Raw genomic sequence first — 12327 nt, forward strand, 5'->3', positions numbered from 1 at the left:
CTGGAGGGTGACCGATTTGCCGTATTGACCGGAATGGGTGTTACGGTCAAGATACGAGCGGTTTTACGTTCGCCGTAGGCTTGCAGCCGGGCGCAGGTACACCTCTAAAGACCAGGTGTGGAGCAGGGTTTTGCGGGCTTAGGCCGGTTTGTAGTGGAGTTTACACGCCACGACAGGAAATGACCCGTGAGGATTTGTCGCAAGAGTCCGAACAAGACTGTTCGGTCACTGTGAAGTTGCTGCCTCCCAATACGTTTTTAGAGGTGCCCTTGTACCCACGCGCATCGCTGGGCTATGCCCCAGGCGACTATCTATTCACCGGAGAGTAACGAGGAATCCATGAAGGTTCTTGTAGCTGTCAAACGAGTGGTCGACTACAACGTCAAGGTTCGCGTCAAAGCGGACAACTCCGGCGTCGACCTTGCTAACGTCAAGATGTCCATGAACCCCTTCTGCGAAATCGCCGTGGAAGAAGCCGTACGCCTGAAGGAAAAAGGCGTTGCGACCGAGATCGTCGTGGTTTCCGTCGGCCCGACCACCGCTCAGGAGCAACTGCGTACTGCCCTGGCCCTGGGTGCCGACCGTGCCATCCTGGTAGAAGCCGCTGACGAACTGAACTCCCTGGCCGTGGCCAAGGCGCTGAAGGCCGTTGTCGACAAGGAGCAGCCGCAGCTGGTCATCCTCGGCAAGCAGGCCATCGACAGTGACAACAACCAGACCGGCCAGATGCTGGCCGCGCTGACTGGCTTCGCCCAGGGTACCTTTGCGTCCAAGGTCGAAGTCGCTGGCGACAAGCTGAATGTCACCCGTGAAATCGATGGCGGCCTGCAGACCGTTGCACTGAACCTGCCCGCGATCGTCACCACCGACCTGCGCCTGAACGAGCCACGCTACGCGTCGCTGCCGAACATCATGAAGGCCAAGAAGAAGCCACTGGAGACTGTTACTCCAGACGCACTGGGCGTTTCCCTCGCCTCCACCAACAAGACCGTGAAGGTTGAAGCCCCGGCTGCCCGCAGCGCTGGCATCAAGGTCAAATCGGTGGCCGAACTGGTCGAGAAGCTGAAGAACGAAGCGAAGGTAATCTAAATGACTATCCTGGTTGTCGCTGAATACGAGGCCGGCGCCGTAGCCCCGGCCACCCTGAACACTGTCGCTGCAGCCGCCAAGATCGGTGGTGATGTGCACGTCCTGGTCGCTGGCCAGAACGTCGGTGGCGTTGCCGAATCCGCTGCCAAGATCGCCGGCGTTGCCAAGGTGCTGGTGGCTGATAACGCCGCCTACGCCCACGTCCTGCCGGAAAACGTCGCGCCGCTGATCGTCGAGCTGGCCAAGGGTTACAGCCATGTGCTGGCCCCGGCTACCACCAACGGCAAGAACATCCTGCCACGTGTTGCCGCGCTGCTGGACGTGGACCAGATCTCCGAGATCATCTCGGTCGAGTCCGCCGACACCTTCAAGCGCCCGATCTACGCGGGTAACGCCATTGCCACCGTGCAATCGAGCGCGGCCATCAAGGTGATCACCGTGCGTACCACCGGCTTCGACGCCGTGGCCGCCGAAGGTGGTTCGGCTGCCGTCGAGGCTGTTGGCGCTGCGCACAACGCCGGTATTTCGGCTTTCGTTGGCGAAGAGCTGGCCAAGTCAGACCGCCCAGAGCTGACTGCAGCCAAGATCGTCGTTTCCGGCGGCCGTGGCATGGGCAACGGTGACAACTTCAAACACCTGTACAGCCTGGCCGACAAGCTCGGCGCTGCGGTTGGTGCTTCGCGCGCCGCAGTCGACGCAGGCTTCGTGCCGAACGACATGCAGGTCGGCCAGACCGGCAAGATCGTTGCGCCACAGCTGTACATCGCCGTCGGTATCTCCGGCGCGATCCAGCACCTGGCCGGCATGAAAGACTCCAAAGTGATCGTGGCGATCAACAAGGACGAAGAAGCGCCGATCTTCCAGGTGGCCGACTACGGCCTGGTCGCTGACCTGTTCGAAGCGGTTCCGGAGCTGGAAAAGCTGGTCTGATCCGCCTGCTTCACTTATAAAGAACCCGGCCCTCGTTTTGAGGGTCGGGTTTTTTTATGGCTTGAGGGGTGAGGGATGAGGTTGCGCGGAACGGGCAGGGTGCTGGCATGTGTGGCGCTGTTGGTGTCACCACTGGCCATGGCCGCAGGCAAGTGCGAGCGCCTGGTGGCGACCGGTAGCCCAGATGCGCCGCCCTATTCGTGGCAAGACCCGAAAGACCCCGGGCACCTGATTGGCGCCAACGTCGACCTGTTGCGCCAGGTGGCTGGCGAACTGGGTGTGAAGGTCGAGGTGCTGAGTGCCGGTCGCCGTGATCAGGCGCTGGAAGAGGTGCGCAGTGGGCGCATGGACCTGCTGCTCGACACCCCCTTGCAGGTGGAGCAACTGACCGCGCTGGACTACATCCATCCGCCGTTGCAGCTCAATGAGTACCTGGTGTGGACCCGCCATGATGCAGCGGTGACCTTTGATGGCCCGGCCGATCTGGCCAGATACCAGGGCAGTTTGTCCGAGCGTGCACGCCTGACCCCGGCCTTTACTGCGTTCGCCAAGGCCCAGCTCAAGCTGGTGCCGGCGCAAAACCTGACCCAGGCCTTTCAGAAACTGGTACTCGGCCAGGTGGACTATGTGCTGGCTGGCCGTTACTCCGGTATGGCCATGGCCCAGAGCCTGGGCATGAGCAATGACCTGATAGCCCGCGGCTTGCCGGTGGACAGGCCGGGCCTGTACCTGGCGCTGTCGCACAACTCGGCGTGCAATGACAGCTGGTTGCGTGGGCAATTGGCAAAAAAACTGACAGAATTGCCGATCTCTGGTGCATCCGAAGCTGTGCTGCAACGAAATGTCGAGCGCTGGAAAGCGCAGATGCAGGTACCGGCGGACGCCCCCAAACACTAGGAAGATTGCGTGAGAACCCAACCACTAATCCTTGCCCTGGCCGTGCTCGGCCTGGCTGGCTGCGCCAATGATCCGGCCCCTGAAGAGCAGATGCGCATTTCCGAACAGGCACTGGACCAGGCCAAGGCCGTCGGCGCCACTGAGCAGGTCGAAACGCTGAAACTGGCTGAAGACAAGTTGGCCCGCGCCAAGTCCAACATGCTTACCCAGGACTACCGCGATGCGCGCATGCGCGCTGAGCAAGCCGAGCTGGATGCGCGCCTGGCCGAGGCCCAGGTGCTGAACCAGAAGAGCGAAGAGCAGCTGCAGGTGCTGCAGTCGCGGGTCAAGCGCTTGCGCAAGCAACTGGAGGTGCAGCCATGATCCGTCGTACGCCTTTGGCTGCACTGGCATTGTTGGCGCTGACGGCAGGTTTGCAAGGTTGCGCCAGCCAGCGCAGCAGTGCCGCGCTGGATGAGGCCACCGTCGCCTTCCAGGGGGTCAAAGATGATTCCGATGTGCTGCGCAGCGCGCCGCGTGACGTGATTCGGGCGGGTGAGTCGTTGGCTCGCGCCGAGCGCCTGTCCAGTTACATCGGCACCGGTTCCGATGTGCGGCATTATGCTTACCTCAGCCAGCGCTACAGCGAGATTGCCCGCGAGCATGCCAAGCTGGCGCTGAACCAGGAGCGCCAGGCCAAGCTCGACCTGGAGCGCCAGCGCCTGCAGCTGGCCTTGCGTGAGGCCAAACTGGCCAGCGTGCAGCAGCAGGGCAAGTGGGTTGAGTCGCAGATTGCCGCGTTGGCTTCGGAGCAGGCCGACCGTGGCTTGGTGATGACCTTGGGCGATGTGCTGTTCGATACCGGCAGTGCCGACCTGAAGAACTCGGCCAGCCGGACTGTGCTCAAGCTGGTGCAGTTCCTGCAGCTCAACCCGCGCCGGGTAGTGCGTATCGAGGGCTATACCGACAGTACTGGCGCGGGCGAGGAGAATCTCAAGCTGTCGCGCGACCGGGCGCAGTCCGTGGCCGACATGCTAGTGGACCTGGGCATCGACGAAAAGCGCCTGCAGGTTGAAGGCTATGGCGACCAGTACCCGATCGAGGCCAATGCTTCGGAGCGGGGCAGGGCGCAAAACCGTCGAGTGGAGATCGTATTCTCCGATGACAAGGGTCGGCTCGCGCCAGCGCGCTGAGTCTTGTCGAAACGGGCCGCTTTGCGGCCCGTTTTATGTCGGATTAATCGTTTCGATAGCGGTCACGCTGTTGTATTGTCGACTATGTTGCAATCTGTCCCAGTACACTTTGCAACTGTTACGGTATTCTCTACCGTCAGTGACCCGTACAAGAATAACGAGCATGTCGACATGACCAACCTGCTGCTGTACCAGCGTATCGCCCAGCAACTGGCCGATGATATCCGTCGCGGCGTCTACCAGCCAGGCGAGCGGGTACCCTCCGTGCGCAAGATGAGCGCCCAGCTCAACGTCAGCCATGCCACGGTGTTGCAGGCCTATGCCAATCTTGAGGACCAAGGGCTTATCCGGGCGCGGCCGCAGTCTGGCTATTACGTGCACCAGACCCCTGCCTTGACCGCGCAAACCCCGGACATCGCCCGGGTGGAGCGCCCCGGCCTGGTCACGCGCGCCAGCATCATCCAGCAGGTGCTGACTGAGGCGCGCCGCGATGGTGTGTTCCCGTTTGGCGCTGCTGTGCCGCATGTCGACTACCTGCCAGTGCGCGCCCTGCATCAGCAAATCGCCAAGGTGACGCGCTTCCATAGCCCGCGCGCCTTCAGCTACATGTTCAGCCCCGGTTTCGAGCCGCTGCGCCGACAGATCGCCATACGCATGCGCGATGCCGGCGTGCTGGTCGACCCGCGCGAAGTGATCGTGACCCATGGGTGTGTCGATGCCCTGCAGATGTCGCTGCGGGTGCTGACCCGCCCAGGTGACCTGATCGCCGCCGAGTCACCGACCTATTACGGCTTGCTGCAGCTGGCTGACCTGCTGGGTTTGAAAGTGATCGAAATCCCCAGTGACCCGTCCACCGGTATCAGCCTCGAAGCCTTGCAACTGGCGGCTAACCAATGGTCGATCAAGGCGTTGGTGCTCACTGCCCGCTTGAGCAATCCGCTGGGCGGCACCGTTCCCGAAGAGCGGCAAAAGCAATTGCTGCGCCTGGCCTCGGACTTCGATATCCAGATCATCGAGGATGACATCTACGGTGAGCTGATGTTCGAGCAAGGCAAGACCAAGGCGCTGAAGGCGTTCGACCGGCTGGACCGGGTGATCTACTGTTCAAGCTTCTCCAAGACCCTGTCCCCTGGCGTGCGGGTGGGCTGGATGATCGCAGGGCGTTACCAGGACGAGATTCAGCGCCTGCAGACTTTTACCACCCACTCGGCCTGTAGCGTGACGCAGATGGGCGTGGCAGCCTACCTGGAAAATGGCGGCTACGACCGGCATCTGCGCTACATACGCCAGGAATATCGCAAGAACCTCAGTGCCTACCAGCTGGCAGTGCAGCAGCACTTCCCCGAGGGTACCCAGATGACCCGGCCGACAGGCGGCTTCATCCTCTGGGTGAGCCTGCCCGGTCGGGTCAATACCCAGGAGCTGCATGTGCGCGCGCTGGAGCAGGGCATCAGCATTGCACCGGGACTGATATTCAGTAACACAGAGCAGTTCAACCACTGTGTCCGACTCAATTGCGGCATACCTTGGAATAAAGAGGCCGAGCGGGCTGTGATTACGCTCGGTTTGCTGGCGCAGCAGTTGTGCAGGGAGACTGCGGTCACGCTGTTGTAAGGCTTGCAAGCCGCCTGTGGAACAGGGAGCATAGGCATTTTTCCTGCCAGTCTGTCCATTTGCCATGAACGCTTCGCGCTGCTTTGTCCTGATCGTGTGCCTTCTGACGTTCTGCTGCCCGGTCGTCCCTGCCTTGGCTGCGCAACCGGCAAACCAGGCTCAAACAGCTCAGGGTAAGCACGTGCCAAAAAAGGCGACTGCCAAGCCTGCACACAAGCCGGTCAGCAAAGCGGTTGCCAAGCCCTTGCCCAAGACAAATCTGGACCTCAGCCTGCCCGTTGATATGGTCGACAAACTTGAGCCGGATGTGGGCACGCCTTCGCCAATCCAGCGGCGCAAACCTTTGTTGCCGCCCATGTTCACAGAAAATCCAGAGACCAATGACAGTCCGTATCAGCTCAATGGCCGGCTGATCAACAACGAAATGCAGCTGCAACTGCGCAATGACAGCCGTCATGACGTGGAAGGAGCTGCCATCGATTTCGAGTATCGCCAATAGGCGGGAACTGACTGCCAGGTCACAGCAGATTTCATCGTGCCAGCAATTTCAAACGACTGTTTGAGCGGTTACTATCCAGGGACGTTCGTCCCGTTTTGTTCCAGGGAGTCCTGATTTTGGTGAATAGCCATGCAATGCCGTGAGGGCTGTGGTGCCTGCTGCATCGCCCCGTCCATCACTTCTGCGATGCCGCGAATGCCCAATGGCAAGCCGGCGGGGGAGCGCTGCCTGCACCTGACTGCGGCCAACCTTTGCGACCTGTTCGGCAAGCCTGAGCGGCCGGCGGTGTGCGGTGGTTTCAAGGCAGATGTCGAGGTGTGCGGCAGTGATCGTGACGAGGCAATCAGGATTCTTGGCTGGTGGGAGCAGATGACGGCGGCGTGACAGGCTGGATCTTCGACAACAAGGATAAACATGATGAGATCGTTCAAGCGTATTGCACTGCTGTGTGGTGTGGGTGTTCTGCTGTCGCCTGTGGCCTGGGCTGAAAACTGGCAAGTGGCCAAGGACGAGGAGGGCATCAAGGTGTCCCTCAGTGAGGTGGCCGGGTCCAAGTACAAGGCCTATCGCGGTGTGACCGTGATCAAGGCGCCGCTGGCCAAGGTCGAGGCGCTGCAGGAGGACGTGTCCGGGGCCTGTGCCTGGATTCACGAATGCAAGTCGCAGAAGCTGCTCAAGCACGAAGGTGACCAGAGCTGGACCTATACCCAGTTCAATACGCCATGGCCGGTGACGCCGCGTGATTCCGTGCTGCACATTACGACCGTCAAGGAGGCGGATGGCAGCCTGACCCGTAACCTGAAAGAAGAGCCGACTTACCTGCCGGAAGAGAAGGGTTTTGTTCGGGTGGCAAAAGTCGACGGCTTCTGGAAGCTGGTGCCCAAGGGTGACAGCACTGAAGTGACCTACCAGGTGCACACCGAGCCAGGTGGTAGCGTGCCGGCGATGGTGGCCAACAAGTTCGTGGTGGATGCGCCGTTCAATACCCTGAAAGGGCTGCGCGAGCGGGCGGAGAAAAACTGAGGTTTTGTGGTGTCTGTGCCGGCCTCTTCGCGGGCTTGCCCGCTCCCACAGGTACAGCGCAGCCCTCGAGATCTGTGCAGTACCTGTGGGAGCGGGCAAGCCCGCGAAGAGGCCGGTACAGGACAAATAAAAAAGGCTGCCCGAGGGCAGCCTTCTTGCGTTCGGCTACTGCAGCTTACTTGCGGTCTTTCAGGGCAACGATGTCGCGCTTCTGCTCGCCGGTGTACAGCTGGCGCGGACGGCCGATCTTGTACGGGCTGGAGAGCATTTCTTTCCAGTGCGAGATCCAGCCCACGGTACGTGCCAGGGCGAAGATCACGGTGAACATGCTGGTCGGAATGCCGATCGCCTTGAGGATGATCCCCGAGTAGAAGTCGACGTTCGGGTACAGCGAGCGCTCGATGAAGTAAGGATCGGTCAGGGCGATCTCTTCCAGGCGCATGGCCAGTTCCAGCTGCGGGTCGTTCTTGATGCCCAGCTCGCGCAGGACTTCGTCGCAGGTCTGCTTCATCACGGTGGCGCGCGGGTCGCGGTTCTTGTACACGCGGTGACCGAAGCCCATCAGCTTGAACGGGTCGTTCTTGTCCTTGGCCTTGGCGATGAATTTGTCGATGTTCGAGACATCGCCGATTTCATCCAGCATGGTCAGTACGGCTTCGTTCGCACCGCCGTGGGCCGGGCCCCACAGTGCGGCGATACCAGCGGCGATACAGGCGAACGGGTTGGCACCCGACGAGCCTGCCAGACGAACGGTGGAGGTGGAGGCGTTCTGCTCGTGGTCGGCGTGGAGGATGAAGATCCGGTCCATTGCCTTGGCCAGCACCGGGCTGATCGGTTTGATCTCGCACGGGGTGTTGAACATCATGTGCAGGAAGTTTTCCGCGTACGACAGGTCGTTGCGCGGGTACATCATCGGCTGGCCCATGGAGTACTTGTAAACCATCGCAGCCAGGGTCGGCATCTTGGCGACCAGGCGCACCGCGGAGATTTCGCGGTGTTGCGGGTTATTGATATCCAGGGAGTCGTGATAGAACGCCGACAGGGCGCCGACTACGCCGCACATCACCGCCATCGGGTGAGCGTCGCGACGGAAGCCGTTGAAGAAGGACTTCAGCTGCTCGTGAACCATGGTGTGGTTCTTGACGGTGCTGACGAACTGGGCCTTCTGCTCGGCATTCGGCAGTTCGCCATTGAGCAGCAGGTAGCAGGTTTCGAGGTAGTCGGACTGTTCGGCGAGTTGCTCGATCGGGTAGCCGCGGTGCAGCAGGATACCTTTGTCGCCGTCAATATAGGTGATCTTCGACTCGCACGAGGCAGTCGCCATGAAACCTGGGTCGAAGGTGAAGTGACCAGTGGCCCCTAACCCGCGGACGTCGATTACATCAGGACCAACGGTGCCGGTTAAAATGGGCAGCTCGACGGGGGCAGCGCCCTCGATGACCAACTGCGCTTTTTTGTCAGCCATGTGGCCTCCTATTAATGCTTGAAATCATCAGACAGACCCCCCACGCAGGGCCCGCACCACTATAGAGGGATAAATTCAGATGTCAATTTGCCTAAAGGCTTGTTGAATCAGGCATTCAAGCCTGATTTTTCCCGAAATTCTCGCCCATTTACGCCTTTTGTTCATTAAAGGCAATGCGCTATTTGGGCTACCCCGTCACGTTGTCATAAGCAGCCTAACTGTCTATACTCGGCACCCGACCGCCAGGGGCTTGCAAGCCCGAACTGCTGGGGGTCGCCGTTCCCTGGGTGGTGGGTACCTGACCAGTACACTTACCAACAACTTTGCCCTGATTCGCTAGGGGCTCTTCAGTGTGAAAAAAGCCGTGAAAAGCCAACGACCTGTAAACCTAGACCTAAGGACCATCAAGCTCCCCGTCACTGCGTACACGTCCATCCTGCACCGTATCTCCGGCGTCATCCTGTTCATCGGCCTTGCCATCATGCTTTATGCACTGGGCAAGTCGCTGGGTTCCGAGGAAGGCTTCGGTGAGGTGAAGGCGTGTCTGACCAGCCCGCTGGCCAAGTTCGTGACCTGGGGTCTGCTGTCCGCCCTGCTTTATCACCTCGTGGCAGGTGTTCGTCACCTGATCATGGACATGGGTATCGGTGAGACGCTGGAAGGCGGCAAGCTGGGCTCGAAAATCGTGATCGTCATCTCCGTGGTGCTGATCGTTCTGGTGGGAGTTTGGGTATGGTAACCAATGTCACGAACCTGTCGCGTTCGGGCCTCTATGACTGGATGGCGCAGCGCGTTTCTGCGGTCGTTCTCGCGGCTTACTTCCTCTTCCTGATCGGCTACGTGGTCGCCCACCCAGGCATCGACTACACCCAGTGGCATGGTCTGTTCTCCAACAACGCGATGCGGATCTTCAGTCTGCTGGCCCTCGTTGCCCTGGGCGCTCACGCCTGGGTCGGCATGTGGACCATTGCAACCGACTACCTGACGCCTATGTCGTTCGGCAAGTCGGCAACTGCGATTCGTTTCCTGTTCCAGGCGGTATGCGGCGTTGCGATGTTCGCTTACTTCGTCTGGGGTGTGCAGATTCTCTGGGGTATCTGATCCATGGCTAGCATTCCAACCATTTCCTTCGACGCCATCATCATCGGTGGCGGCGGCGCCGGCATGCGCGCAGCGCTGCAACTGGCTCAAGGCGGCCACAAGACTGCCGTAGTCACCAAGGTCTTCCCGACCCGTTCGCACACCGTATCCGCCCAGGGCGGCATCACCTGCGCCATCGCTTCGGCCGACCCGAACGACGACTGGCGCTGGCACATGTACGATACCGTCAAGGGTTCCGACTACATCGGCGACCAGGACGCTATCGAATACATGTGTCAGGAAGGCCCGGCTGCGGTCTTCGAGCTGGATCACATGGGTCTGCCGTTCTCGCGCACCGAAACCGGCCGCATCTATCAGCGCCCGTTCGGTGGTCAGTCCAAGGACTTCGGTAAAGGTGGCCAGGCTGCCCGTACCTGTGCCGCTTCCGACCGTACTGGTCACGCGCTGCTGCACACCCTGTACCAGGGCAACCTGAAAGCGGGCACCACGTTCCTCAACGAGTACTACGCAGTTGACCTGGTGAAAAACCAGGACGGCGCATTCGTGGGTGTGATCGCCATCTGCATCGAAACCGGCGAAACCCTGTACATCAAGTCCAAGGCCACCGTGCTGGCCACTGGCGGTGCGGGCCGTATCTACGCGTCCACCACCAACGCCCTGATCAACACCGGTGACGGTATCGGCATGGCCCTGCGTGCAGGCGTGCCGGTGCAGGACATCGAAATGTGGCAGTTCCACCCGACCGGTATCGCCGGCGCCGGTGTACTGGTCACCGAGGGTTGCCGCGGTGAAGGTGGCTACCTGATCAACGCCCACGGCGAGCGCTTCATGGAGCGTTACGCGCCGAACGCCAAAGACCTGGCCGGCCGCGACGTGGTTGCCCGTTCCATGGTCAAGGAAATCATCGCCGGCAACGGCGTGGGCCCGAACAAGGACCACGTACTGCTGAAGCTGGACCACCTGGGCGAGGAAGTGCTGCACAGCCGCCTGCCAGGTATCTGCGAACTGTCCAAGACCTTCGCCCACGTCGACCCTGTGGTCGCGCCGGTGCCGGTCGTGCCGACCTGCCACTACATGATGGGCGGCGTTGCCACCAACATTCATGGCCAGGCCATCACCATGGACGCCGACGGCCAGGATCACATCATCCCGGGCCTGTTCGCCGTAGGTGAAGTGGCGTGCGTATCGGTTCACGGTGCCAACCGCCTGGGCGGCAACTCGCTGCTCGACCTGGTGGTGTTCGGCCGTGCTGCCGGCCTGCACCTGGAGAAGGCGCTGAGCGAAGGCGTGGAATACCGCGACGCCAGCGACACCGACGTCGATGTTGCCCTGAACCGCCTGAACAAGCTCAACGAGCGTACCAGCGGTGAAGACGTTGCCAGCCTGAAGCGCGAGCTGCAGAGCTGCATGCAGAACTACTTCGGTGTATTCCGTACTGGCGAATACATGCAGAAGGGTATCGAGCAGCTGGCCGGTCTGCGTGACCGTATCGCCAACGTCAAGATCAACGACAAGTCCCAGGCCTTCAACACCGCGCGTATCGAAGCGCTGGAGCTGCAGAACCTGCTGGAAGTCGCCGAAGCTACTGCCATCGCGGCCGAAGCCCGTAAAGAGTCCCGCGGCGCTCACGCCCGTGAAGACTTCGAAGACCGTGACGACGAAAACTGGCTGTGCCACACCCTGTACTACCCGGGTGAGAAGCGCGTTGCCAAGCGCGGCGTCAACTTTGCGCCGAAGACTGTTCCAGCCTTCGAACCAAAAGTCCGGACTTACTAAGGGTGGCTGCTATGTTGAAAGTCGAAGTTTATCGTTACAACCCGGACACCGACTCGGCGCCAAAAATGGAGTCGTTCGACGTCGATACCGGCGGCAAGGACCTGATGGTGCTGGATGTATTGGCACTGATCAAGGAAAAGGACGAGGGTTTCTCGTACCGTCGCTCCTGCCGTGAAGGCGTTTGCGGTTCCGATGGCATGAACATGAACGGCAAGAACGGCCTGGCCTGCATCACCCCGCTGTCGGCGGTGGTGAAAGGCGGCAAGCTGGTTCTGCGCCCTCTGCCAGGCCTGCCGGTCATTCGTGACCTGGTGGTCGATATGAGCATCTTCTACAAGCAGTACGAGAAGGTGAAGCCGTTCCTGCAGAACGACACCCCGGCCCCGGCCATCGAGCGCCTGCAGTCGCCGGAAGACCGTGACAAGCTGGACGGCCTGTACGAGTGCATCCTGTGCGCTTGCTGCTCGACTTCCTGCCCGTCGTTCTGGTGGAACCCGGACAAGTTCCTGGGCCCGGCAGCATTGCTGCAAGCCTACCGCTTCCTTGCCGACAGCCGCGATACCAAGACTCAGGAGCGCCTGGCGTCCCTGGATGACCCGTTCAGCGTATTCCGCTGCCGCGGGATCATGAACTGCGTAAACGTTTGCCCGAAAGGTCTGAATCCGACCAAGGCAATCGGTCACGTACGTAACATGCTGCTGCAAAGCGGCACCTGATACAAAGCGTTGTACCTGCAGTAAGCCGAGGTGCGGGTGGTGAGC

General features: G+C 60.6%; 14 protein-coding genes. 13 read left to right on the plus strand and 1 reads right to left on the minus strand.

All coding sequences use genetic code 11. The annotated features are described in order from the left end of the window. The first annotated feature begins 339 nt into the window (after positions 1–339). The 9 genes from PRJ_RS08700 (at position 340) to PRJ_RS08740 (ending at position 7224) form a co-directional block, all read left to right on the plus strand. A complete protein-coding gene (locus tag PRJ_RS08700) occupies positions 340–1089 on the plus strand; it encodes an electron transfer flavoprotein subunit beta/FixA family protein (protein WP_003254232.1) in 750 nt (249 codons plus the stop codon). After that, complete coding sequence (locus tag PRJ_RS08705) at positions 1090–2019, plus strand: electron transfer flavoprotein subunit alpha/FixB family protein (RefSeq protein WP_010954958.1); 930 nt, start codon at positions 1090–1092, stop codon at positions 2017–2019. A 75-nt stretch (positions 2020–2094) separates the two neighbouring features. After that, positions 2095–2916, plus strand: coding sequence for an ABC transporter substrate-binding protein (locus tag PRJ_RS08710; protein WP_104961117.1), 822 nt, complete (start codon positions 2095–2097; stop codon positions 2914–2916). A 9-nt stretch (positions 2917–2925) separates the two neighbouring features. Next, positions 2926–3279, plus strand: coding sequence for a DUF4398 domain-containing protein (locus tag PRJ_RS08715; protein ID WP_010954956.1), 354 nt, complete (start codon positions 2926–2928; stop codon positions 3277–3279). Beyond that, positions 3276–4088 carry an OmpA family protein gene (locus PRJ_RS08720; RefSeq protein ID WP_010954955.1) on the plus strand — a complete coding sequence of 271 codons (813 nt, stop codon included), beginning with the start codon at positions 3276–3278 and terminating at the stop codon, positions 4086–4088. Before PRJ_RS08715 ends, PRJ_RS08720 begins: the two co-directional genes overlap by 4 nt. A gap of 171 nt (positions 4089–4259) precedes the next feature. After that, positions 4260–5702: a PLP-dependent aminotransferase family protein gene (locus PRJ_RS08725; protein WP_003254223.1), complete on the plus strand. Its 1443-nt coding sequence runs from the start codon at positions 4260–4262 to the stop codon at positions 5700–5702. A 64-nt stretch (positions 5703–5766) separates the two neighbouring features. Continuing rightward, entirely contained in the window at positions 5767–6201 is a 435-nt protein-coding gene (locus PRJ_RS08730; protein ID WP_104961118.1) for a hypothetical protein, read from the plus strand. 129 nt (positions 6202–6330) lie between these two features. Beyond that, entirely contained in the window at positions 6331–6585 is a 255-nt protein-coding gene (locus PRJ_RS08735) for a YkgJ family cysteine cluster protein (protein ID WP_019437847.1), read from the plus strand. 33 nt (positions 6586–6618) lie between these two features. Then, positions 6619–7224, plus strand: a complete 606-nt coding sequence (locus tag PRJ_RS08740) for an START domain-containing protein (RefSeq protein ID WP_043195569.1) — start codon at positions 6619–6621, stop codon at positions 7222–7224. Positions 7225–7399: 175 nt separating this feature from the next. On the opposite strand, the gene gltA is transcribed toward PRJ_RS08740, so the two are convergent. Then, positions 7400–8689 carry a citrate synthase gene (gene gltA, locus PRJ_RS08745; RefSeq protein WP_003254218.1) on the minus strand — a complete coding sequence of 430 codons (1290 nt, stop codon included), beginning with the start codon at positions 8687–8689 and terminating at the stop codon, positions 7400–7402. A 352-nt stretch (positions 8690–9041) separates the two neighbouring features. Here gltA and sdhC point away from each other — a divergent pair, with 352 nt between their 5' ends. From sdhC to PRJ_RS08765, 4 genes are read left to right on the plus strand one after another with little or no spacing between them, the layout of a single operon-like run. Next, positions 9042–9428, plus strand: coding sequence for a succinate dehydrogenase, cytochrome b556 subunit (gene sdhC / locus PRJ_RS08750; protein WP_008091902.1), 387 nt, complete (start codon positions 9042–9044; stop codon positions 9426–9428). Further along, complete coding sequence (sdhD, locus tag PRJ_RS08755; RefSeq protein ID WP_003254214.1) at positions 9422–9790, plus strand: succinate dehydrogenase, hydrophobic membrane anchor protein; 369 nt, start codon at positions 9422–9424, stop codon at positions 9788–9790. Before sdhC ends, sdhD begins: the two co-directional genes overlap by 7 nt. Before the next feature lie 3 nt (positions 9791–9793). Next, positions 9794–11566, plus strand: coding sequence for a succinate dehydrogenase flavoprotein subunit (gene sdhA / locus PRJ_RS08760; RefSeq protein WP_003254213.1), 1773 nt, complete (start codon positions 9794–9796; stop codon positions 11564–11566). An 11-nt stretch (positions 11567–11577) separates the two neighbouring features. Then, complete coding sequence (locus tag PRJ_RS08765; protein WP_003254212.1) at positions 11578–12282, plus strand: succinate dehydrogenase iron-sulfur subunit; 705 nt, start codon at positions 11578–11580, stop codon at positions 12280–12282. The last annotated feature ends 45 nt before the right edge of the window (positions 12283–12327 follow it).

Source organism: Pseudomonas sp. XWY-1 (genome assembly GCF_002953115.1).
GTDB lineage: Bacteria > Pseudomonadota > Gammaproteobacteria > Pseudomonadales > Pseudomonadaceae > Aquipseudomonas > Aquipseudomonas alloputida.

Excerpts from the sequence above, each read along its gene's own strand:
- PRJ_RS08725 (WP_003254223.1), top strand. The coding sequence starts at position 4,260 with ATGACCAACCTGCTGCTGTACCAGCGTATCGCCCAGCAACTGGCCGAT.
- PRJ_RS08705 (WP_010954958.1), top strand. The coding sequence starts at position 1,090 with ATGACTATCCTGGTTGTCGCTGAATACGAGGCCGGCGCCGTAGCCCCG.
- sdhA (WP_003254213.1), top strand. The coding sequence starts at position 9,794 with ATGGCTAGCATTCCAACCATTTCCTTCGACGCCATCATCATCGGTGGC.
- PRJ_RS08735 (WP_019437847.1), top strand. The coding sequence starts at position 6,331 with ATGCAATGCCGTGAGGGCTGTGGTGCCTGCTGCATCGCCCCGTCCATC.
- PRJ_RS08740 (WP_043195569.1), top strand. The coding sequence starts at position 6,619 with ATGAGATCGTTCAAGCGTATTGCACTGCTGTGTGGTGTGGGTGTTCTG.
- gltA (WP_003254218.1), bottom strand. The coding sequence starts at position 8,689 with ATGGCTGACAAAAAAGCGCAGTTGGTCATCGAGGGCGCTGCCCCCGTC.
- sdhD (WP_003254214.1), top strand. The coding sequence starts at position 9,422 with ATGGTAACCAATGTCACGAACCTGTCGCGTTCGGGCCTCTATGACTGG.
- PRJ_RS08720 (WP_010954955.1), top strand. The coding sequence starts at position 3,276 with ATGATCCGTCGTACGCCTTTGGCTGCACTGGCATTGTTGGCGCTGACG.
- PRJ_RS08700 (WP_003254232.1), top strand. The coding sequence starts at position 340 with ATGAAGGTTCTTGTAGCTGTCAAACGAGTGGTCGACTACAACGTCAAG.
- PRJ_RS08710 (WP_104961117.1), top strand. The coding sequence starts at position 2,095 with ATGAGGTTGCGCGGAACGGGCAGGGTGCTGGCATGTGTGGCGCTGTTG.
- PRJ_RS08765 (WP_003254212.1), top strand. The coding sequence starts at position 11,578 with ATGTTGAAAGTCGAAGTTTATCGTTACAACCCGGACACCGACTCGGCG.
- PRJ_RS08730 (WP_104961118.1), top strand. The coding sequence starts at position 5,767 with ATGAACGCTTCGCGCTGCTTTGTCCTGATCGTGTGCCTTCTGACGTTC.